General features: G+C 75.9%; 16 protein-coding genes. 9 read left to right on the top strand and 7 right to left on the bottom strand.

Features of this window, described 5'->3' with window-relative positions; all coding sequences use genetic code 11:
* The first annotated feature begins 67 nt into the window (after positions 1–67).
* The 5 genes from IAG43_RS17445 to IAG43_RS17425 all read left to right on the top strand — a co-directional run bounded on the left by IAG43_RS17445 (position 68) and on the right by IAG43_RS17425 (position 4760).
* Positions 68–532, top strand: coding sequence for a hypothetical protein (locus tag IAG43_RS17445; RefSeq protein ID WP_187741653.1), 465 nt, complete (start codon positions 68–70; stop codon positions 530–532).
* A gap of 188 nt (positions 533–720) precedes the next feature.
* Positions 721–1455, top strand: a complete 735-nt coding sequence (locus tag IAG43_RS17440) for a FadR/GntR family transcriptional regulator (protein WP_187741652.1) — start codon at positions 721–723, stop codon at positions 1453–1455.
* A 286-nt stretch (positions 1456–1741) separates the two neighbouring features.
* Positions 1742–2509, top strand: a complete 768-nt coding sequence (locus IAG43_RS17435) for a (Fe-S)-binding protein (RefSeq protein ID WP_187741651.1) — start codon at positions 1742–1744, stop codon at positions 2507–2509.
* Positions 2506–4095 carry a lactate utilization protein B gene (locus tag IAG43_RS17430; RefSeq protein WP_187741650.1) on the top strand — a complete coding sequence of 530 codons (1590 nt, stop codon included), beginning with the start codon at positions 2506–2508 and terminating at the stop codon, positions 4093–4095. Before IAG43_RS17435 ends, IAG43_RS17430 begins: the two co-directional genes overlap by 4 nt.
* A gap of 32 nt (positions 4096–4127) precedes the next feature.
* Positions 4128–4760: a LutC/YkgG family protein gene (locus IAG43_RS17425; protein WP_187744511.1), complete on the top strand. Its 633-nt coding sequence runs from the start codon at positions 4128–4130 to the stop codon at positions 4758–4760.
* Between the two features lie 281 nt (positions 4761–5041).
* Here the strand turns inward: IAG43_RS17425 and IAG43_RS17420 are convergent, their stop codons facing one another.
* Positions 5042–6184, bottom strand: coding sequence for a DUF2786 domain-containing protein (locus IAG43_RS17420; protein WP_187744510.1), 1143 nt, complete (start codon positions 6182–6184; stop codon positions 5042–5044).
* A 96-nt stretch (positions 6185–6280) separates the two neighbouring features.
* On the opposite strand from IAG43_RS17420, the gene IAG43_RS17415 reads away from it, so the two are divergent.
* Both IAG43_RS17415 and IAG43_RS17410 read left to right on the top strand, forming a co-directional pair.
* Positions 6281–7006, top strand: a complete 726-nt coding sequence (locus IAG43_RS17415) for an ABC transporter ATP-binding protein (protein WP_187741649.1) — start codon at positions 6281–6283, stop codon at positions 7004–7006.
* Positions 7000–9144: an ABC transporter permease gene (locus IAG43_RS17410; RefSeq protein WP_187741648.1), complete on the top strand. Its 2145-nt coding sequence runs from the start codon at positions 7000–7002 to the stop codon at positions 9142–9144. The genes IAG43_RS17415 and IAG43_RS17410 overlap by 7 nt, the downstream gene beginning before the upstream one ends.
* 486 nt (positions 9145–9630) lie before the next feature.
* On the opposite strand, the gene IAG43_RS17405 is transcribed toward IAG43_RS17410, so the two are convergent.
* The 3 genes from IAG43_RS17405 to IAG43_RS17395 form a co-directional block, all read right to left on the bottom strand.
* The gene (locus IAG43_RS17405) at positions 9631–10413 is read right to left on the bottom strand and encodes a DUF1963 domain-containing protein (RefSeq protein ID WP_187741647.1); all 783 of its coding nucleotides are present in this window, start codon (positions 10411–10413) and stop codon (positions 9631–9633) included.
* Positions 10414–10556: 143 nt separating this feature from the next.
* Complete coding sequence (locus IAG43_RS17400) at positions 10557–12353, bottom strand: ATP-binding SpoIIE family protein phosphatase (RefSeq protein ID WP_187741646.1); 1797 nt, start codon at positions 12351–12353, stop codon at positions 10557–10559.
* 213 nt (positions 12354–12566) lie between these two features.
* Positions 12567–13307 (bottom strand): lipoprotein, encoded by a 741-nt coding sequence (locus IAG43_RS17395; RefSeq protein WP_187741645.1) that lies wholly within the window; start codon positions 13305–13307, stop codon positions 12567–12569.
* Positions 13308–13403: 96 nt separating this feature from the next.
* Here IAG43_RS17395 and IAG43_RS17390 point away from each other — a divergent pair, with 96 nt between their 5' ends.
* Together IAG43_RS17390 and IAG43_RS17385 are read left to right on the top strand one after the other, a co-directional pair.
* Entirely contained in the window at positions 13404–13991 is a 588-nt protein-coding gene (locus IAG43_RS17390; RefSeq protein ID WP_187741644.1) for a sugar O-acetyltransferase, read from the top strand.
* 171 nt (positions 13992–14162) lie between these two features.
* On the top strand, positions 14163–15839 hold the full coding sequence (locus IAG43_RS17385) for a bifunctional 3'-5' exonuclease/DNA polymerase (RefSeq protein WP_187741643.1): 1677 nt from the start codon (positions 14163–14165) through the stop codon (positions 15837–15839).
* Positions 15840–16007: 168 nt separating this feature from the next.
* Here the strand turns inward: IAG43_RS17385 and IAG43_RS17380 are convergent, their stop codons facing one another.
* From IAG43_RS17380 to IAG43_RS17370, 3 genes are all read right to left on the bottom strand, one after another.
* Complete coding sequence (locus IAG43_RS17380; protein ID WP_246574404.1) at positions 16008–17276, bottom strand: hypothetical protein; 1269 nt, start codon at positions 17274–17276, stop codon at positions 16008–16010.
* A 342-nt stretch (positions 17277–17618) separates the two neighbouring features.
* A complete protein-coding gene (locus tag IAG43_RS17375; RefSeq protein ID WP_187741642.1) occupies positions 17619–18128 on the bottom strand; it encodes a SigE family RNA polymerase sigma factor in 510 nt (169 codons plus the stop codon).
* 227 nt (positions 18129–18355) lie between these two features.
* On the bottom strand, positions 18356–19165 hold the full coding sequence (locus tag IAG43_RS17370) for an AfsR/SARP family transcriptional regulator (RefSeq protein ID WP_343075632.1): 810 nt from the start codon (positions 19163–19165) through the stop codon (positions 18356–18358).
* Between the last annotated feature and the right edge of the window lie 108 nt (positions 19166–19273).

Raw genomic sequence — 19273 nt, 5'->3', positions numbered from 1 at the left:
GTCGCGGGAGCCGTTCGCCGCCCTGGTAGCTTGACGGCGTCGTGCCATCGATCAGGGGGACAGAGACGTGTTCAAGCCCGTACGCATCGCGGCCGCGGCCGCAGGACTCGCGGCCGCTCTCGCGCTGACCGGCTGCGGCAGCGGCGACAGCGGCGGCGACGAGGGCAAGACGCCGGCGTCCCCGACCGCCTCCGCCGAAGCCGGCGGCGAGGCGCAGCAGCCGGAGGACGTCGAGGGCACCTGGGCCGGCGTGACCGACTCCAAGCCGGTGGTGCTCTCCGTCAAGAACGGCAAGGCGGCGCTGCTGGCCGACGGGCACGCCTGCACCGGCGCGGTCGAGGACCACGACGGCAGCCCGATGCTGTCCCTCAAGTGCGCGGACGGGAACACCGACCGCACCATGGGCGCCATCGAGTCCAACGACGGCACGACCCTGGTCGTCTCCTGGGACGCCGGGGCGAAGGACACCCTGAAGAAGAGCGACGGCGCGACGCTGCCGGACGGCCTGCCCACGGAGCTGTCGGCGTCCTGACGCCCGACGGGCCGCCCGGTACCGGGGGCCCGGCACGACGGGCCGCGGTCTCCCCGGAGACGCGGCCCGTCGCCGTTCCGTCTGCGGTCGGACCATTATGTGTGTGTGACATAGTCGCTCGGCGGCGCCCACCGACCGATCCGGGCAGACCGCCGAGCGCCGCCCACCGACCGATCCGGGAGTTACGGATGGCCGCCGAATGGCACCCCGTGCGGCAGTCCCGCACACACGAACTGGTCCTGGAGAGCATCGAGCAGCGCGTGCTCTCCGGTGACCTCAAGGCCGGCGACCGCCTCCCGCCCGAACGGGAGCTCGCTCCCGTCCTCGGCGTCAGCCGCTCCGCGCTCCGCGAGGCCCTGCGGGTGCTGGAGACCATCGGCGTGCTGAGCGCGCAGGCGGGCCGGGGTCCCGACTCGGGGGCCCGGATGGTCCGCAACCCGGACGACGCCCTCGGCAGGCTGCTGCGGCTGCACTTCGCGCTGGGCAGCTACACCCTGGAGGACATGCTGGAGGCCCGCGTCGTCCTGGAACGCTCCAGCTTCGAGGCGGCCGCGCGGAACGCGTCAAAGGAGCAGCTGGCGGAGCTCGGCGACCTCGTGGCGGCGATGGAGCGCCCGGGGACCGGCGTCGAGCGCTTCAACGACCTGGACACCCGTTTCCACGTGCTCGTCGCCCGCGCCTCCGGCAACCAGCTCACCTCGACGCTCACCTCCGCGGTGCGCGAGTCCGTGCGGCCGCTGATCCTGCGCGCGCTGGAGACGGCGGAGGACTGGCCCGCCGCGGCGGCCGCGCTCGCCGCCGAGCACGCGGAGCTGCTGCGTCTGGTGCGGGCCGGTGAGGGCGAGGCGGCGGCGGCGCTCGCGGAGCGCCACATCCGCGGCTTCCACGGCGGGCTGGTGGCCGACACCCCGCCCGGGGACTGACGGGACCCGCCCGGCGGGGCGGTCCCGTCAGTCCCCGGTCGGTTCCGGACGGGGGTAACGGTCGGGCGGTTGCGGACGGGCGGTTGCGGACGGGGTCCGGTCGGGCGGTTCCGGTTGGGCGTTGCCGTCGGCGGTCCCGGTCGGGCGGTTGCGGACGGGGGCGGTCCTCGTCGGAGGCGGTCGCCGTCCGGGGCCCAGAAAGGTCCGACCACACGACGGAAGGTCCTTGCGCCGGGATGGACCGTCGCTAGTATGGTCGGACCATACATTCCCGTGGAGACCCGTCATGCGTATCGGACTCTTCGCCACCTGCCTCGGGGACACCCTGTTCCCCGACGCGGTGCGGGCGACCGCCCTCCTCCTGGCCCGGCTCGGCCACGAGGTCGTGTTCCCGCCGGAGCAGACCTGCTGCGGCCAGATGCACGTCAACACCGGCTACCAGCGCGAACCGGTCCCTCTGGTGCGCAACTTCGCCGAGACCTTCCGGGACGCCTCCCTCGACGCGGTCGTCATGCCCTCCGGCTCCTGCGCGGGCTCCGTGCGCCACCAGCACGGGATCGTCGCCGAGCGCTACGGCGACGCCGCGCTGCGCAGCGCGGTCGCCGAGGTCGGGGCCAAGACGTACGAGCTCTCCGAACTCCTCGTGGACGTCCTCGGCGTGACGGACGTCGGCGCCTACTTCCCCCACCGGGTCACCTACCACCCCACCTGCCACTCGCTGCGGATGCTGCGCGTCGGCGACAAGCCGCTGCGGCTGCTGCGGGCCGTGGAGGGAATCGACCTGGTCGAACTGGAACAGGCCGACTCCTGCTGCGGTTTCGGCGGCACCTTCGCCCTGAAGAACGCCGGCACCTCGGCCGCCATGCTGGAGGACAAGATGCGCCATGTGAGGGCCACCGGGGCCGACGTGTGCACCGCCGGCGACTCGTCCTGCCTGATGCACATCGGCGGCGGGCTGTCCCGGATCAAGGCCGGCACCCGCACGCTCCACCTCGCCCAGATCCTCGCCGCCACACGCACCGCGCCCCACGCCCTGACGGAGGCAGCCCGATGAGCCGAGCCGGGACCCCGCAGTCCACGAACACCTTCCTCGGCATGCCCGCCCGCCCGCCGCGGGTCCCCTACGGCGAGGGCAACCTCCGCGGCGAGCAGGCGTTCCCCCGTGCCGCCGCCGGCGAGCTGCGCAACGAGCAGCTGCGCCGCAACCTGGGACGCGCCACGGGCACGATCCGCGGCAAGCGGATCGCCGTCACCGCCGAACTGCCGGACTGGGAGGAGCTGCGCGACGCGGGCGCGGCCATCAAGACCGACGCCCTGGCCCGGCTGCCCGAGCTGCTGGAGGAGCTGGAGCGCCGGGTCACCGAACGCGGCGGCACCGTGCACTGGGCCCGCGACGGGGCCGAGGCCAACGAGATCGTCACCCGGCTGGTCAGGGCGACCGGCAGCGACGAGGTCATCAAGGTCAAGTCCATGGCCACCCAGGAGATCGGGCTCAACGAGCACCTGGAGCAGGCCGGGATCACCCCCTGGGAGACGGACCTCGCCGAACTCATCGTGCAGCTCGGCCACGACCGGCCCTCGCACATCCTCGTCCCGGCGATCCACCGCAACCGCGACGAGATCCGCGAGATCTTCCTGCGCGAGATCCCCGGCGTCGACCCCGGCCTCGACGCGGTCCCGGAGCACCTCGCGGCCGCCGCACGGGCCTACCTCCGCGAGAAGTTCATGACCACCCGCGTCGCCGTCTCGGGCGCGAACTTCGGCATCGCCGAGACCGGCACCCTGGGCGTCGTCGAGTCCGAGGGCAACGGCCGGATGTGCCTGACCCTCCCCGAGACCCTCATCACCGTGATGGGCATCGAGAAGGTCCTCCCGCGCCATCAGGACCTGGAGGTCTTCCTCCAGTTGCTGCCCCGCTCCTCGACCGGGGAGCGGATGAACCCGTACACCTCCCTGTGGACGGGTGTCACCGAGGGGGACGGCCCGCAGGACTTCCATCTGGTCCTGCTCGACAACGGGCGCACCGCCGCCCTCGCCGACTCCGTGGGGCGCCAGGCGCTCAACTGCATCCGCTGCTCCGCGTGCCTCAACGTCTGCCCGGTCTACGAGAGGGTCGGCGGCCACGCCTACGGGTCCACCTATCCGGGGCCGATCGGCGCGGTGCTCACCCCCCAGCTCGCGGGCATGCACGCCGCCGCCGACGACCCCAACAGCTCCCTCCCGTACGCCTCGACGCTCTGCGGGGCCTGCTACGACGCCTGCCCGGTGAAGATCGACATCCCGTCGCTGCTCGTCGAACTCCGCCACCAGAAGACCGAGGAGACCGGGCGCTCCGCGGAGCGGCTGGCCATGCGGGCGGCCGCCGCCGTGATGGGACGCCCCCGGCTCTGGACCGCCGCGCAGCGCACCGCGCGCCTCGGGCGCGCGGTCGCGGGGCGGGACGGCACGATCGGCCGGCTCCCTCGGCCGCTGTCCGGCTGGAGCGACACCAGGGACACGCCCGCACCCCCCGCGCAGACCTTCCGCGACTGGTTCGCCTCCGCGGAGGGGGCGGCAGCCCTGCGCGAGGCCGCCCGGGAGGGCGAGCGGCGGAGTGCCGACGGCCCCGCGCACGGCGACGACCAGCAGGAGGACCAGTGACCACGGGCACCCCCGGCACGACAGGCACCACGATCTCGGCCGCGCGGGAGACCGTGCTCGGCCGGGTCCGCGACGCGCTCGCCCTCGCCCCGCCCGCGCGGACCACGGTCCCCCGGGCGTACCGGACCGGGCGCCTGCTGCCCGACGAGGAGCGTCTCGGCCTCTTCACCGACCGGCTCACCGACTACCGGGCCACGGTGCTCACCTGCACGGCGGACGGCACGGCGGCGGCCGTCGGCCGGGCGCTCGCGGACCGCGGGGCCCGCCGGGTCGGTGTGCCGGCCGGGCTCGACCGGAGCTGGCTCGCCGGATGGGACGGGGAGGTGTTCGAGGACTCCGCCGACGTGCCGCCCCGGGACCTCGAATCGCTGGACGGGGTCGTCACCGGGGCGGCCGCCGGCTGCGCCGAGACCGGCACCGTCTTCCTGGACGCCTCCCCGGACCAGGGGCGGCGGGCCCTGTCGCTCGTGCCGGACCTCCATGTGTGCGTGGTGGACCTGTCGACGGTGGAGGCCGGGGTGCCGGAGGCGCTCGCCCGGCTCGTCACCGGGCGGCCCACGACGCTGATCAGCGGCCCGTCCGCGACGTCCGACATCGAACTGGAGCGGGTCGAGGGGGTGCACGGCCCCCGCACCCTGGTGGTCGTCGTCCGCACCGACGCGTGAGGCGGACGCCTCACCCGTCGGTGCGCGTCCGTCCGCCACGCGGCGCGCGGGCAGGGACGCCGGCCCTCACCGCACGGGGTGCGGGCGTCCGCCGCGCGGCACAGGTGCGCGGCGCCTCCCGGGGCCCCTGACGCGGCCCACGGCGCGGGCGGGGCCCGTCGGCGCCACGGCACGAGTGCGGCCGTCCGGCCGGGCACGGGTATGCGGGTGCCCCGGGGCACGCGTGGCACAGCCCCACGCACGGTGGCCGCCGCCCGCGGCGGCGGAGCGCGCGGGCCGGCTCAGCCGTCGCGTCCCCGCAGCCGGGGCCGGGGCGGCCCGGTGGGGCGGGCGCGGTCCGCGGCCGAGGTGCCGTCGCGCCAGCCCTCGGGATCGGTCGCGCCCCGCACCCGGGTCGTGGTGGTCTCGGGGAACATCCGGTCGGCGCGGTCGGTGACGGCCAGTTCGCGGGTGGCGAGTACCGGCAGCAGGTCACCGGTCACCACCTCCTCCGCCACGGCGGCGAGGTGGTCGCCGAGACGGGCCGCGTAGGCCGTCCAGAACGACTGCCGGAACGTCTTGGTCCGCTTGCGGCCGCCGGCGCGCTGCGCGGACTCGGCCACCGTCATCGCCGTGGTGCCCTGCACCAGCAGCGAGGTGTACAGCAGCTCGACCGCCTCCAGGTCCCCCTCGAAGCCGACCACCGTGGAGAAGCCGAACGCGCTGTTCCACACGGCCCGGCAGTGGTTGGCTCCGGCCACGGCGTCGAGGAGGACCGCCTTCGCCGTCTCGTACGGGGCGTCCACGCCGATGCGGCAGGCGGACGGCTCCTGCGCCGACGGGGCGCCGTGGGCGAGCACGGCCTCGTCGATGCTGTGCCGGGCCATCAGTTCCTGGGCCTTGGCCGTCAGCGCCTCGGCCTCCTGCGGGAAGCCCGTCGCCTCCGCCTTGGCGAGCAGCGCCCGGACCCGGGTCAGCATGCGGGGCTCGTGCGCAGGGGCGGGCGCCGACAGCGGCGCGCCGCCGGGCGGCGGGCCGACGGGCTCGATGCGCGGCAGACGGGCCAGCAGCCGGTACAGCTCCAGCACCGCGGTGGCCCGCGTGAAGCGGTCCGCCCGGTACGGCCCGAGGCTCCCCAGCCCCGCGATCTGGGCCCGCCAGCGCGGCGGAAGCCGGTCGCCGTAGGCGGCGGACTCGGCGACTGCCAGTCCCGCGAGGAGCCGGCCGTGCGCCTCGTCCAGGTCGCGCCGGACCAGCCGGGCCACGTCCTCCGGCTGCCATCCGCGCTCCCAGGCCCCGCGCAGCAGCAGCTCGCCCCGGCGGTCCAGCTCCGCGTCGGCCGCCGGATCGGCCGCGAGGAGGGACGCCGCCGTGTCCAGGGCGTCGTCGCCCTCCGCGTACAGCGCCGCGGCCAGCGCCTTCTCGACCGTGCTCACACAGGGGATGGTGTCACGGGGTGCACGGGGGTAGGGCAGGCACTACCCCGCAGACGCCCCCTCGTGGTCGTGTCCGGCGCGGGCCCGGACGGAAGCATCGGTGGCATGAACACACCGGCCGTACGGCTCACCGACCTCCGCCGTGTCCACCGCGGCGTCACCGCGCTCGACGGGGTCCGCCTCGACTTCGCCCGCGGCAGCTTCACCGCCGTGATGGGGCCGTCCGGCTCCGGCAAGTCCACCCTGCTGAACTGCGCCGCGGGCATCGACCGGCCCACCTCGGGGCGCGTCGAGATCGACGGTGTGCCGCTCGACGGCCTGGGCGAGCGGCGGCTCGCCCTGCTGCGCCGGGAACGCGTCGGCTTCGTCTTCCAGGCGTACAACCTGATCCCCTCCCTGACCGCCGCGCAGAACGTGGCGCTGCCGCTGCGCCTCGCCGGACGCCGGCCCTCCCGGGCCGCCGTGCTCGACGCGCTGGAGCGGGTCGGCCTGCGGGAGCGGGCCGGGCACCGGCCCGCGCAGCTGTCCGGCGGACAGCAGCAGCGCGTGGCGCTCGCCCGCGCCCTGATCACCCGGCCCGCGGTGCTGTTCGGCGACGAGCCGACCGGCGCGCTGGACACCGTCACCAGCCGCGAGGTGCTCACCCTGCTCAGGGGCCTGGTGGACACCGCGGCGCAGACCGTCGTCATGGTCACCCACGACCCGGTCGCCGCCTCCTTCGCCGACCGGGTGGTGTTCCTGGTCGACGGGCGGGTCGCGGGGGAGATGGCGGCGCCGGCCGCCGACGCCGTCGCCGCCCGCCTCGCGGGACTGGAGGCCGTCCCGTGCTGACCGTCGCCCTCGCCGGACTCCGGGCCCGCTGGGCCGCCTTCGTCGCGAGCTTCGCCGCCCTGGCCCTCGGGGTCGGACTGCTGACCGCCATGGGCCTCGGCCTCGCCTCCACCCTCGACGCCCCGCGGCGGGCGCCGGAACGTTTCGCGTCGTCGCCGGTGGTGGTGATGGGACATGACACGCTGACCGCCGAGGTGCGGCGGGGCCCCGGCACCGCCCGGGTGTCGAAACGGCTCGACCGTCCACACCCTGTGGACGCCGCACTCGTCCGCGAACTGGGCACGCTGGGCACCGTGGTGCGCGCCGGCGGGCCGGACGCGGTCGGCGTCGACGCCCCGTCCGACGCGGTACGCGCCCTCGTGGGCGACCGCGCCCAGGTCCTCACCGGCGACGCCCGGACACGCGCCGATGCCCGCACGGAGCAGGACGCACGGGCGCTGGTCTCCGTCAACGCCCTGCTCGGCACGGCCGGCGGCGTGGCCGCGTTCGTCTCCGTCTTCGTCGTCGCCTCCACGTTCGCCTTCGCGGTGGCGCTGCGCCGCCGCGAGTTCGGGCTGCTGCGCGCCACCGGCGCCACACCCGGTCAGGTGCGCCGGGTGCTGCTCACCGAAGCCCTCGTCATGGGCACGGCCGCCTCGGCCGCCGGATGCGTGCTCGGCGCCCTGGGCGCGCCGCCCTTGGGACGGCTGCTGGCCGGCGGAGGTGCGGCGCCCGGCTGGTTCGCCATCCGGACGGACGTGCAGTGGCCGCTGCACGCGGCGTTCTGGACCGGGCTGCTGGTCGCGGTGGCCGGGGTGTGGGCGGCGTCGCGGCGGGCCGGCCGGGTCGGCCCCGCCGAGGCGCTGCGCGAGGCCGACGTGGACACCGGCGTCCTGCCGCGCGGGCGGCTCGTCCTGGGCGCCGTGCTCGCCGTCGCGGGCGCCGGACTGCTGCTGTGGGGGCTCGCCGGCGACCCGGCGGATCTGCTGGGCCGCAAGAGCCGGACCACCCGGCCGATGCTCCTGATCACCGCGGTCGCGCTGCTCTCCCCCCTGCTGGTGCGCCGCCTCGCCCGGCTGCTCCCGGCGGGCCGGGGCGGTGTCGGGCTGCTCGTCCGCGAGAACACGGCGGCCTCGGTGCGGCGCACGTCGGCGATCGCCGCACCTGTCCTGGTGACCGTCGCGCTCACCGGCTCGCTGCTCGGCTCGACCGGGACGGTGACGGCCTCGCGGGCCGCCGAGGCGCGGACACGCACCGCTGCCGAACTGGTCGTGACCGGCGAGGACCTGACGGTCCCCCGGCCGACCGGGGCCGCGCTCCTGGGGGCCACCGTCTCCGGGTCGGCCCCGACGTCCGTCTTCGTGCGCGAGGAGGACACCGCGCTGATCCGGTACGAAGCGCGCGGGGTGGGCGACCCGGCCGCGTTCGCCGGCCTCTCCCGGCTCCCGCTGGTCGCGGGCGACGTACGCGACCTCGACGACGGGTCGATCGTGGTGAGCGAGGAGTGGGAGCGGCGGACCGTCGGCGACCGGGTCGACGTGTGGCTCGGCGACGGGCGGCCCGCACGGCTGCGGATCGCCGCCGTGGTCGCCGTCGGCGCGGGCGCCGACTCCGTCTTCGTCACCGCCGCCAACGCCCCCGGCGCGCCGGTCGACCGGATCGACGTGGGACCCGCCCCCGGCACGGACCCGGCCGCCGCGGCGCAGGCCCTGCGGGACGCCACCGGGGGCACGGTCCGCACGGCCGACGCCTGGGCCGCGGCGGCCCATCCGCGGACGAACCCGCAGACACGGCTCGGGCTGCTCGTCGTCCTCGGCATCGCGCTCGTCTACACGGCCGTCGCTCTGGCGGGCACGCTGCTGATGGCGACGGCCGCGCGGCGGGACGAGACGGCGTCGCTCCGGCTGGCCGGCGCCACCCGCGCGCAGGTGCTGCGGACGGTGGCCGGCGAGGCGCTGCTCGCGGTGGCGGTGGGCGCGGTGCTCGGCGCGCTGGTGGCCGCGGTCGAGCTCGGGGGGACGGCCGCCGCGCTGACGGCGCTGGGCGCGCCGGTGGCGATGGCGGTCCCGTGGGGCCCGGCCGCCGCGGCGGCGGGCGCGTGCGCGGTGATCGCGGCGCTCTGCGCGACGGCGGCCTGCCCGCGGAGCGGGACGGCCTGACCCGGGGCGGGGTGCCGCCGGGGCGGGTGGCCCGCCTGCTGGGGCGAGGCGGACGCCCGCGGGGCCGGGGCGCGGGTGACCGCCCGCAGGGTCGGGCCGGGCGCCCGGCCGCCCCCGTTTCCCGGTCGCGCGGACGTCACCACCGGGCCCGCCGAGGGATGCACCCCGGCCGGAGGGCCCGAGCGGGGCAGCGGTCACCACCCGCAGGGCAGCCCGACGGCGGACGCCCGCAGGACCGGCCGAGGCGGGCCGGAGGCAACCACCCGCAAGGCCGTGCCCGGCACCGGAAGTCCGCAGCACGCGACCGCGCACACCTCGCCACCGGGCCGGCCGAGGGATGCACCCCGGCCGGAGGGCCCGAGCGGGACAGCGGGTGGACGGGGCCGGGTGCCCGGCCCGGTGCCGCGTGAGCCGCCGGCTCCGCGCAGGGCCCGGGGCGGACCGTCGGGAGCGGGTGCCCGCCGGGCACCTCCTCGGTCGTCGTCGTCAGATCTCCACGTGGACCTCGACCCGGTCGAAACGCAGTGCGGCAAGGTCCCCGCGCGGGATCACCCAGTGGACGATGCCGTCTTCCAGGTCGGGCACGTCCTCGCCGCACAGCCAGGCGGCGAGGAGCACCCACTCGCCGGCCTCCTCCTCCAGCGCGCGGTGGCGGGCGATCGTCCGCACGGGATGGGTGTTCCGGGTGAGCGGGTTGCCCCCGAGCTGGAACCCGGTGTGGTCGCCGTCGTACGCGTCGTCCCAGGCATCACCGAGATCCCCGGCGAGGTCGTAGTGCTCCAGCTCGGGTTCGCCCCACCACCCGTCGGCGAAATCCTCGGGCTGCTGCGCGGAGAGACTGCCGGGCGCCAGGAACAGCGCCCGCTCCGGGAACGGGTCCCGGTTCCCGTCCCGGCGGCGCGGCACCACGGGACTCCCGGCCGGCACGTACCGCACGGCGTCCGGCTGGGGCCCGTCGCCGTCGAGGTCGGGGTGGGCGAACAACAGCAGCCGGCCGTCGGGGGGCAGCGGAAGGCCGGTGGAGCCGGGCGGGAGCGCGGCGCAGTCGACGGAGGCGACGAAGGGGAGCGAGGGGTCCGGCGCGCCGGGCGGCAGCGGCGCGTCGCCGCCGTACCTGCCCGCCGCCGGCCCGTCGCCGCGTGCCGTGAGCCCCGCCTTCGGCAGGACGGTCCGTATCCACTCCTCCACCTCCGCGGGAGGCAGCCCCTGCGCGGCCGCCGAGGCCCGGAAGCGTTCCGTCGTACCGATGTCGATCACGTGATCGGTCATGCGGGCAGGTTAGGGGACGCCTGCGACATCGCCCCGGCCCCGCGGCACCGTCCCCGGCGGGAGCCGCCCACCGCCCGGACCGGCGGCGGCGGTACGCCTGCCGGCGCCGGTACGTCCGCGGGCGCCAGGACGTCCGCGGGGCCTTAGTACGTCTGCGGGGCGATGTTCTGTTCCGCCCACACGACCTTGCCGGTGACGGTGCGGCACGAACCCCAGCGCCGGCAGAGCATGTTGATGAGCTGGAGGCCGCGGCCGCCCTCGTCGCTGACGTCCGCGTGCTGGATCTGGGGCAGGTCGGGTCCGGTGTCGGAGACCTCCACGGTGAGGCGTTCGCCCCGCAGCAGACGCAGCTGGCCGGGGCCGTTGCCGTAGCGCAGGGCGTTGCCGACGAGTTCGCTGACGACCAGTTCGCTGACGTCCGTCAGCTCCGACAGGCCCCAGGCCGCCAGCTGTTCGGCTACCAGGCGCCGGGCGACGGAGGCCACGTTCCCCTCGCGGGGCAGTGTCCACACCTTCAGGTCGTCGCCCGGTTCCGGGGTGGTGGCGGCGACCAGCAGCACCGCCTCGTCGATGCGGAAGGCGTTGGGGGCCTCGGCCAGCAGCTCCCCCTCCTCCAGCCGGCCCGGGCCCAGCGCCAGGGCCTTGGTCCGCAGCCGGTCGAGCTGGACGTCCACGTCGTCCGCGCGGTTCTTCACCAGGCCGTCGGTGTAGAACACGAGGTGGCTGCCCTCGGGGGCCGTCACCCGCAGCGGGTCGTACGGGATCACGCCGGCGCCGAGCGGCGCCCCGACGGGAACGTCCAGGAACGCGGCGTCCCCGCGGCCGTCGAGCAGCAGCGGCGGCAGATGGCCGGCGCTGGCGAAGGTGAAGCTCCCGTCGGCCGGGTCGTAGACGGCGCAGAGGCAGGTGGCGACCTGCTCGTCCTCCAGGTCCCGGGTGGCGAGGTCGAGCCGGGCGAGGATGCGTTCCGGCGCGGTGTCCAGGGTCATCAGCGTCCGGCCGACGGCGCGGAGCCGTCCCATGGTGGCGGCGGCCGGCAGTCCGTGGCCCATCACGTCGCCGACCATGAGGGCGGTCCGGCCGCCGGGCAGGGCCATCACGTCGTACCAGTCGCCGCCGACCCCGCGTGCGGCGACGGAGGGCGCGTACTCCGCGTGCACCTCCAGCCCCGGCGTCAGCGGCGTGGCACGGGGCAGCAGACTGCGCTGGAGGGTGATCACATGCTCGCGTTCGCGTCCGTAGAGACGGGCGTTGTCGATGAAGACCGCTGCACGCGAGGCGAGTTGTTCGGCGAGCGCGAGGTCGGTGGTGGAGAACGGCCTGCTGCCGGCGCCGCGCACGAAGTCGGCTGTGCCCAGCAGGACGCCGCGGGCAATCAGCGGCACCGCCAGATAGCTGTGCACCCCGTTGACCCGCATCTTGGCCGCCGCGCTCGGGGTGGGCGCCACCCGTTCGAAGTCGGCCTTCTCCATGCGGCTGACCAGCACGGGCTTCCCCTGCCTGAGGCAGTAGCGGTGCAGCAGGGTCTCGCGCGCCGTCTCCGGCCGGTTGATGGTCACCCCGACCGGCGTCGGCTCCAGGGAGGAGAGCGAGTCGACGGCGCAGACCGCCATGGCACGGCTCGCGGGGATGCCGGCGCCGGTCCAGCGGGACCCCTCCTCGCCGCGCAGCACGTCCTCCAGGATGTCGACCGCGGCGGCGTCGGCGAAGCGGGGCACGGTGAACTCGGCCAGTTCCTGCGCCGTCCGCTCCAGGTCGAGGGTGGTGCCGATGCGGGTGCTCGCGGAGTTCAGCCAGGCGAGCCGGGCGCTGGTGGTGGTCCGGTCGGGATCGGGGCGACCGCGGCGGACGCGCAGCCCTCGGCTCCCCGAGGGAGCCACCGACGCGCTGCTGGCCGAGAGCCGACTGGTCAGGCGTCGTCTGCGACTGCCCCCGTTCACCGTACGGTCCTCCCGTCGCGTGGATCCGCGCCTCGGTCACAGTGTGCACCGCGGACGACGGGCACGCCTTGCGGACGGCACGGCCGCCCGTTTGGCATCAGAGCGTACGGGGAGCGGGGCATTTGCGGCAGGCGTCTGCGGGCAGAAGGTGCCACGACATCCGCCGGGCGACGGTCGCGCCCGCCGGCGGCGGCCGTCGTCCGGGTGCCCGGCTCAGGAGTCGCGCAGACTCTTTCTGGCCAACTCGTAGGCGGGCAGCATCTGCTCGTGCTCCTCGGTGTCCAGACCGCCGAGGTCCACGATCACCACCCCGTCCGCCGTGGTCACGGCGAAGGCGCGCTCCCGCTTCGGCGCGTCGAGGAGCTCCCCCGTGTTGAGCCAGCGGGCTTCGACCGCCTCGTACCTCCCGGCACGGGCCGGTGCGTACACCTCCTCCTCGCGGTCGGCGGCCGCGTCGGCGACGAACGCCTCCAGCGCGGCACGGGGGTCGTCGCCGGCCGTGCCGCCGACCCAGACGCGCAGGAAGCCGATGTGGCCCGCCGGCTTGGCGTCGATCTCGCAGCGGAGCGAGACCGTGCCCTGCTCCAGGAGCGCGGCGAACTCGCCGCCGGGGTCCTGCTCCACGGCCTCCGGCTCCCAGCCCTCCGCGAGGTCGAAGGCGACCGGGAGCCCGCAGGCGGACCCGGCGGCGCCCACGGAACCCGCGGCCTCCACCGGGCCGTTCGCGTCGTTCGCGTCGTTCGCGTCCTTCCCGGCGTCCGTGGCGCCGTCGGTGTTCCCGTCGCCGGTGCCGTCCTCGCCGTCCCCGGCTCCCGGGCCGGGTGCACCGGCCGAAGCCGCGGCGGTGTCCGGCCCGGCCGGCGCCCCGCATCCGGACGCCGCCGCACAGAGCGCTGTCGCGGCGGCGGCCGCCGCGACGGCCGTGCGCGCACGGCGCCAGGTCACTCCACCCATGTCACGGTCCCCACCCCGGTGAAACGGGCCGTCCGGTGCGCGGCCGCGTAGCAGGATCGATCGTACGGACAGCGGTGACCGGAGAGGAACGCGCACATGGGAGTGAACAAGGACCGGATGCTGGCGGGCGAGTGGTACCTGCCGGACGACCCCGAGCTGGCCGCGGACACCGAGCGCCGGTTCGCGCTCTGCGCCGCGTACAACGCGGACGGCGGTGCCGCGCCCGGCGACCGGGAGGGCATCCTGGCGGAGCTGTTCGGGTCGCTCGGCCGCCAGGTGCGGATCCGGCCGCCGTTCCAGTGCGACTTCGGCTACCACATCAGCGTCGGGGACCGGACCTTCGTCAATTTCAACGCCGTGTTCCTGGACGCCGCGCCCATCACCGTCGGGGCGGACGTGCAGATCGGTCCGGGCGTGCAACTGCTCACGCCCACCCACGAACTGGACGCAGGACGGCGGCGCGCGGGCTGGGAGCGGGCCGAGCCGGTGACCGTCCGGGACAACGTGTGGCTCGGGGCCGGGGTGATCGTCTGTCCCGGGGTGACCATCGGCGAGGACACCGTCGTCGGCGCCGGGTCGGTGGTCACCCGGGACCTGCCGGCCGGAGTGCTCGCCGTGGGCAACCCGGCCCGGGTGATACGCCGCCTGGGGCCCGGGACGCCGGGCGGGTCCCCGGAGGTGTGACGGGAGGGAGGACGGAGGTGTGACCGGACGCGCGTGCGCGACCGGCGGGTTACGGGGCCGGGACCCGTCCGCGCGGCGCCCCGCGCGGCGCCCCGGGGTCCTGCCCGGCCGTACCCCGTGCCCGGCTCGGGGTACGGCCCGGTGTCCGACCCGGATGTCACACTCGCAGCCATGGACGAGCGGTGGGCCGTGACGGCGACCGAGGGGGACGGGGCCCGCCTCGTCCCCCTCGGTCCCGGCGGTCTGCCCGCGGGACCGGTCCTCGACGAGCCGGACCTGGTCGAGGCCGTCCGCTCGCGGCCCCACGTCGGCCGCTGGGTGTGGCGGGCCACGGCCGGCGTCTACCCGCGGCTGCTCGCCGCCGGGGTGCGGGTCGCCCGCTGCTACGACGTCGAGAGCGCCGAACCGCTGCTCCTCGGCCACGAGGGGAGGCTCGGCGAACCCCGCTCCGCGGCGGCCGCCCTGGCCCGCCTGCACCACGCCCCGGTGCCCCCGGACCCGCCCGCACGCGCGGCCGTCCCCGGCGCACAGTCGTCGCTCTTCGAGCCGCAGCAGACGGACGTCCCCCTGGAGGCCCTGCTGGAGGTCTACGCCGGCCAGCAGCGGCGCCATGACGCGACCGCGCACCCCGGACGCATGCGGCTGCTCACCGCGGCCGAGTCGGCGGGCATGCTGGTGGCCGCCGAGATGCAGCGGGCCGGACTGCCCTGGCGGGCCGACGTCCACCGGGAGGTGCTGCGCGAACTGCTCGGGGAGCGGTACGCGGGGGGCGGCGAGCCGCGGCGGCTCGCCGAACTGGCCGACGAGGTGTCCGCCGCGTTCGGGCACCGGGTGCGCCCGGACCTGCCGGCGGACGTCGTCCGCGCCTTCGCCCGCGCGGGCATCAGGATCAGGTCCACCCGTCGCTGGGAGCTCCAGGAGATCGACCACCCGGCCGTCGAGCCGCTGATCCGCTACAAGCAGCTGTACCGCATCTGGACGGCCCACGGCTGGAGCTGGCTCCAGGACTGGGTGCGCGACGGCCGCTTCCGGCCCGAGTACCAGCCGGGCGGCGCGGCCTCGGGCCGGTGGACGACCAACGGGGGTGGGGCGCTCCAGATCCCCAAGGTGATCCGGCGGGCGGTCGTCGCGGACGAGGGGTGGCGCCTCGTGGTGGCCGACGCGGACCAGATGGAGCCGCGAGTGCTCGCGGCGATCTCCCGCGACCCGGGCCTGATGGAGGTGGCCGGTCACGACGGCGACCTCTACACCGCCCTGTCCGACCGGGCGTTCTCCGGCGACCGGGCGCACGCGAAACTGGCGCTGCTCGGGGCGGTCTACGGGCAGACCTCGGGGGACGGGCTGAAGAACCTGGCGGCGCTGCGGCGGAGGTTCCCGCTCGCCGTCGCCTGCGTCGACGACGCCGCCCGGGCCGGCGAGGAGGGCCGCGTCGTGCGGACGTGGCTGGGCCGCACCAGCCCCCGCGCGCCCGGGGCGGAGGAGGACGGCGAGGCGGGCATCCCGCAGGAGGGCGAGGACGGGACGGCCCGCGCGGGCACCTCGGACGCCCGTGCCTGGGGCCGGTTCACCAGGAACTTCGTGGTGCAGGGCAGCGCCGCCGAGTGGGCCCTGCTGATGCTGGCCGCGCTGCGGAGTTCCCTGTCGGCGCTCCGTGCGGAGCTGGTCTTCTTCCAGCACGACGAGGTGGTGGTGCACTGCCCCGCCGCCGAGGCGGACGCGGTCGTCCGGGCGATCCGGGAGGCGGGGGACCTTGCGGGGCGGCTGGCCTTCGGCGAGACACCGGTGCGCTTCCCGTTCACCGTCGCGGTCGTCGACTGCTACGCCGACGCGAAGGACGAGGCGGGCTGACCGGCGGGCGCCGCCGCCGTCCCCCGGGGAGAGCCAGGGGGAGGGCGGCGCGGCTGCCGTCCGTCCGGGCCCGGGGGGCGGGACGCGCCGGAGCCGGGGGCCGGGTCCGGTGCGTGCGCGGTGCCCAACCCGGGGCGGGCGCGCCGTGGCGGCCGGAACCGGAGGGGGTCAGGAGGACAGGCCGGGCCACGCCGGGTCGAGGGCGATGGCCTTCAGCTGGGCCGTCGTCAGGGCGGGCTCCGCACGGACGGCGTCCTGCCCCCAGCCGGGCGCGTTGAGCGCCGTGATCACGACACGGAATCCGTCCGGGCGCAGGGTGTCCACCGTCCAGCCGACCACGCCGTCGCCGCCCTTCTGATCGGGGTCGGCCTCCTGCGCCTCGCGCACGAGCGTCCCGTCGGAGAGGCTCGTCCAGTCGTCGAAGTCGTTGACCAGATCCGACATCCCGGGCTGGGCGTTGACCTGGACGAAGGTGGCTCCCCTGCCGTCGTTGACCAGGGCCTGCGCGTAGCCGGAGTCGCCGCTCGGCTCCCGCACCGTCACCCCGTCGGGCATCAGTCCGGTGAGCGTGGCGACCATGGCGTCCCCGGACGGCTCGCCGGGGAGAGTGTCCTTCTCCGGCGCCTCGGGCGCGGCGCCCGCCTCCGCCAGGAAGGCGGCGGCGATCGGATCCCAGGCGGGGGCCGTCACCAGGGCCTTCATCCGGGCCGGGGTGAGCGGGGGGTTCTTCCGGGTGGCGGCCGCGTCCTTCTCGGCGGGCGCGTTGAACTCGCTCGCGTCGATCAGCACGCCCTCACGGGTCAGCAGGGTGGCCCGCCACTGCTTCGCGCCCCTGTTCCGGTCGTACACGTAACCCTGCACGAACAGGTAGCGGGACCCGTCGGCGAGGGACTCCTCGCGGCAGTCGTCGAAGTCGACGAGGTCCGCGTCGGGACAGGTCACCATCGAGTCGGCGGATTCGCCCTGCGGGTCGATCGTGTTCAGGCTCAGCGAGATCTGCGCCGCGCCCTTGCCGTCGTCGTGCACGACCGAGGCGTAGGGCATGGTGGACCGGTCCTTGCTGCTGCCGCTGCTGGTCTGCTGCGAGAGGTCGCCGCGGGGAAGCAGGCCCGTGAAGGTCTTCAGCATCTGCCGCGCGGTGACGGCCCCGCCGGGTTCGGCGGCCACGGCCGGCACGGACTCCCCGATGCCGCCCTGCGCGGCGACGGAGGCCATGCCGTCGGCACCGCCCGCGTCGCCCAGGAACCCGGCCGCGTGGCCCCCGCCCAGGACGACGGCGGCGAGTGCCAGCACGCTGCCGGCGACGGTCGTACGGCGCAGCGCCACCTTGCGCCGGCCGCGGGCGGTACCGCCCTCGACCAGCCGGAGCCGGTCGGCGGGGGTCATGGTCTCGCCGGTGCGGCGCAGGGCGCCGCCGATCTCTTCCTCGAAGGGCATGGGGAACCACACTCTCTGCTCGGTCGTACGGATGGTCTGTCGACGGGGCGCCCGGGCGGGCGCCGTGTGTGCTCCGCGGGGTGCACGGGTCCGCGGGTCGCGGGTCCGCGGGTCCGCGTGGGTCGTTCCGCCCGGCGGACGGGCTCGGCGGTGCGGGTGGTGTCTCGGGACTGCTCGGTGGTCGGGCGGCGGCCGGACCTCGGCCGGGTGCGGTGGTCCGGTGCTGTGGTCGGTGCGGGTGGTCCGGTGCTGTGGTCGGGTGCCGCTCGGCGGTGGTGGTGGTGCGGTCGCCGGGTGTCCGGGTGTCCGGGTGTCCCCGTGTCCGGGTGGCAGGCGGCCCGGTCAGCGGGTGGCGAACTCCACCAGGCTGCCGCCCAGTTGCTCGCGGAGCCTGGCCAGCGCGCGTACCGTCCTGGTGCGCACGGCGGCCGGGCTGACGTGCATGGCGTCTGCGGTCTCCTCGACACTGCGGTCCTCCCAGTACCTCAGCACCACCACCGCGCGGTCCTTCGGCGGCAGCGCCCCGAGGGCTCCGAGGAGTGCCAGGCGGAGGTCGGGATCGTCGCCCGGGGGCGGCGCCGAGTCCGGGAGGTCGCCCACCGGCCGCTCCGACGCGGAACGGCGGCGGCGGTGGGTGAGGAAGGCGCGGACGAGCACGGTCTGGGCGTAGCCCGCCGGGTTGTCTATGCGGGAGATCCGGCCCCAGACGAGGTACATCCGGCCCAGGGTCTCCTGCACCAGGTCCTCTGCGAGATGGGTGTCACCTCCGGTCAGCAGGCATGCCGAACGGTAGAGATGGGTGGCTCGCGTGGCCGCGAACTCCCGGTACTGCTCGGCTCTGGACGCTCTCATGCCCGCGTCGCCCCTTCCCCCGTGGCCGTTGCGGCGGCGCCCGCCGGCACCGCCTCCGGCGGGGCGCGGGGTCCTGCCCGCGCATCCGCCTCCACCGACTTGACGCGGTGGGGCGGCGGAAATGTTTCACACCGCTTCCGCGGCGCCCCGGGGGCTGTCGCGAGGGAAGGCGGACGTGCCGGGCGCACCCCGCCGCCCGGGGGTCGTCGCGAGCAAGGGCGCCTCGCTCACGCCCCGTCGGCGAACCTGTGGTCCGCCAGGGGCGGCGCCGGGCGGACGGACGCCGTCGCCCGGCCGCCGGGGGGATCGCGCAGCACCTCGGCGTGCGCCTCGCGGACCCCGGCACCGGGATCGACGCCGAGTTCCTCGACGAGGGTGCGGCGCAGCGCCCGGTACACGTCGAGCGCCTCTGCCTGCCGGCCCGCGCGGTGCAGCACCAGCATCAGCTGGCGGTGGAACGCCTCACGCAGCGGGAACTCCGCCACCAGCGCGGCGAGTTCCGGCGCCAGCCCGTCGTGCCGGCCCAGTTCGAGCTCGGCGTCGTAGCGCCACTGGAGCAGTTGCAGCCGCGCCTCGGAGAGCTTCTGGACGAGTGCGGGCCGTCCTTCGTCGGGGCCGAAGACGCCGTCCAGGGGCGTTCCCCGCCAGAGGCCGAGGCCCTCGCGGGCGGTCGCGACGACGGCGGCCCACTCGCCGCGGACGAAGCAGCCGTGCGCGCGGGCCACGCAGGTCTCGAAGACGTCGCTGTCGAGCTCCCCGGGGGCCACGCGCAGCACGTATCCGGGGGCGACGGCCCGCAGCCGGTGCTCCTCGGCGAGGAGTCTGCGCAACCGGGTCACATGGTTGTGCAGGGAGGCGTGCGCGGAGGCGGGCGGCTCGTCGCCCCACAGGGCGGCCTTCAGCTCGTGGACGGGCACGACCTTGTTGGCCCGCAGCAGCAGGGTGACCAGCAGCATCCGGATCTTGGCGCTGCCGAGGTGGTGCGGGAGGCCGTCCGCGTCGAGCAGGGCGGGCACACCGAGAAGACCGAACCGCATCGTGTCTCCCCCTTCCGTGCCTCGACCTCCCTCGTCATGAGCGTTGGCCATATGTTAGCGATCTGTTGGCGGCCGCTGTTTGTATGACGTCGTCGGATCCGGCCCGCT

The organism is Streptomyces genisteinicus, assembly GCF_014489615.1.
In the GTDB taxonomy this organism is placed as follows: domain Bacteria; phylum Actinomycetota; class Actinomycetes; order Streptomycetales; family Streptomycetaceae; genus Streptomyces; species Streptomyces genisteinicus.
This window is presented reverse-complemented; position numbering and strand designations above follow the sequence as displayed.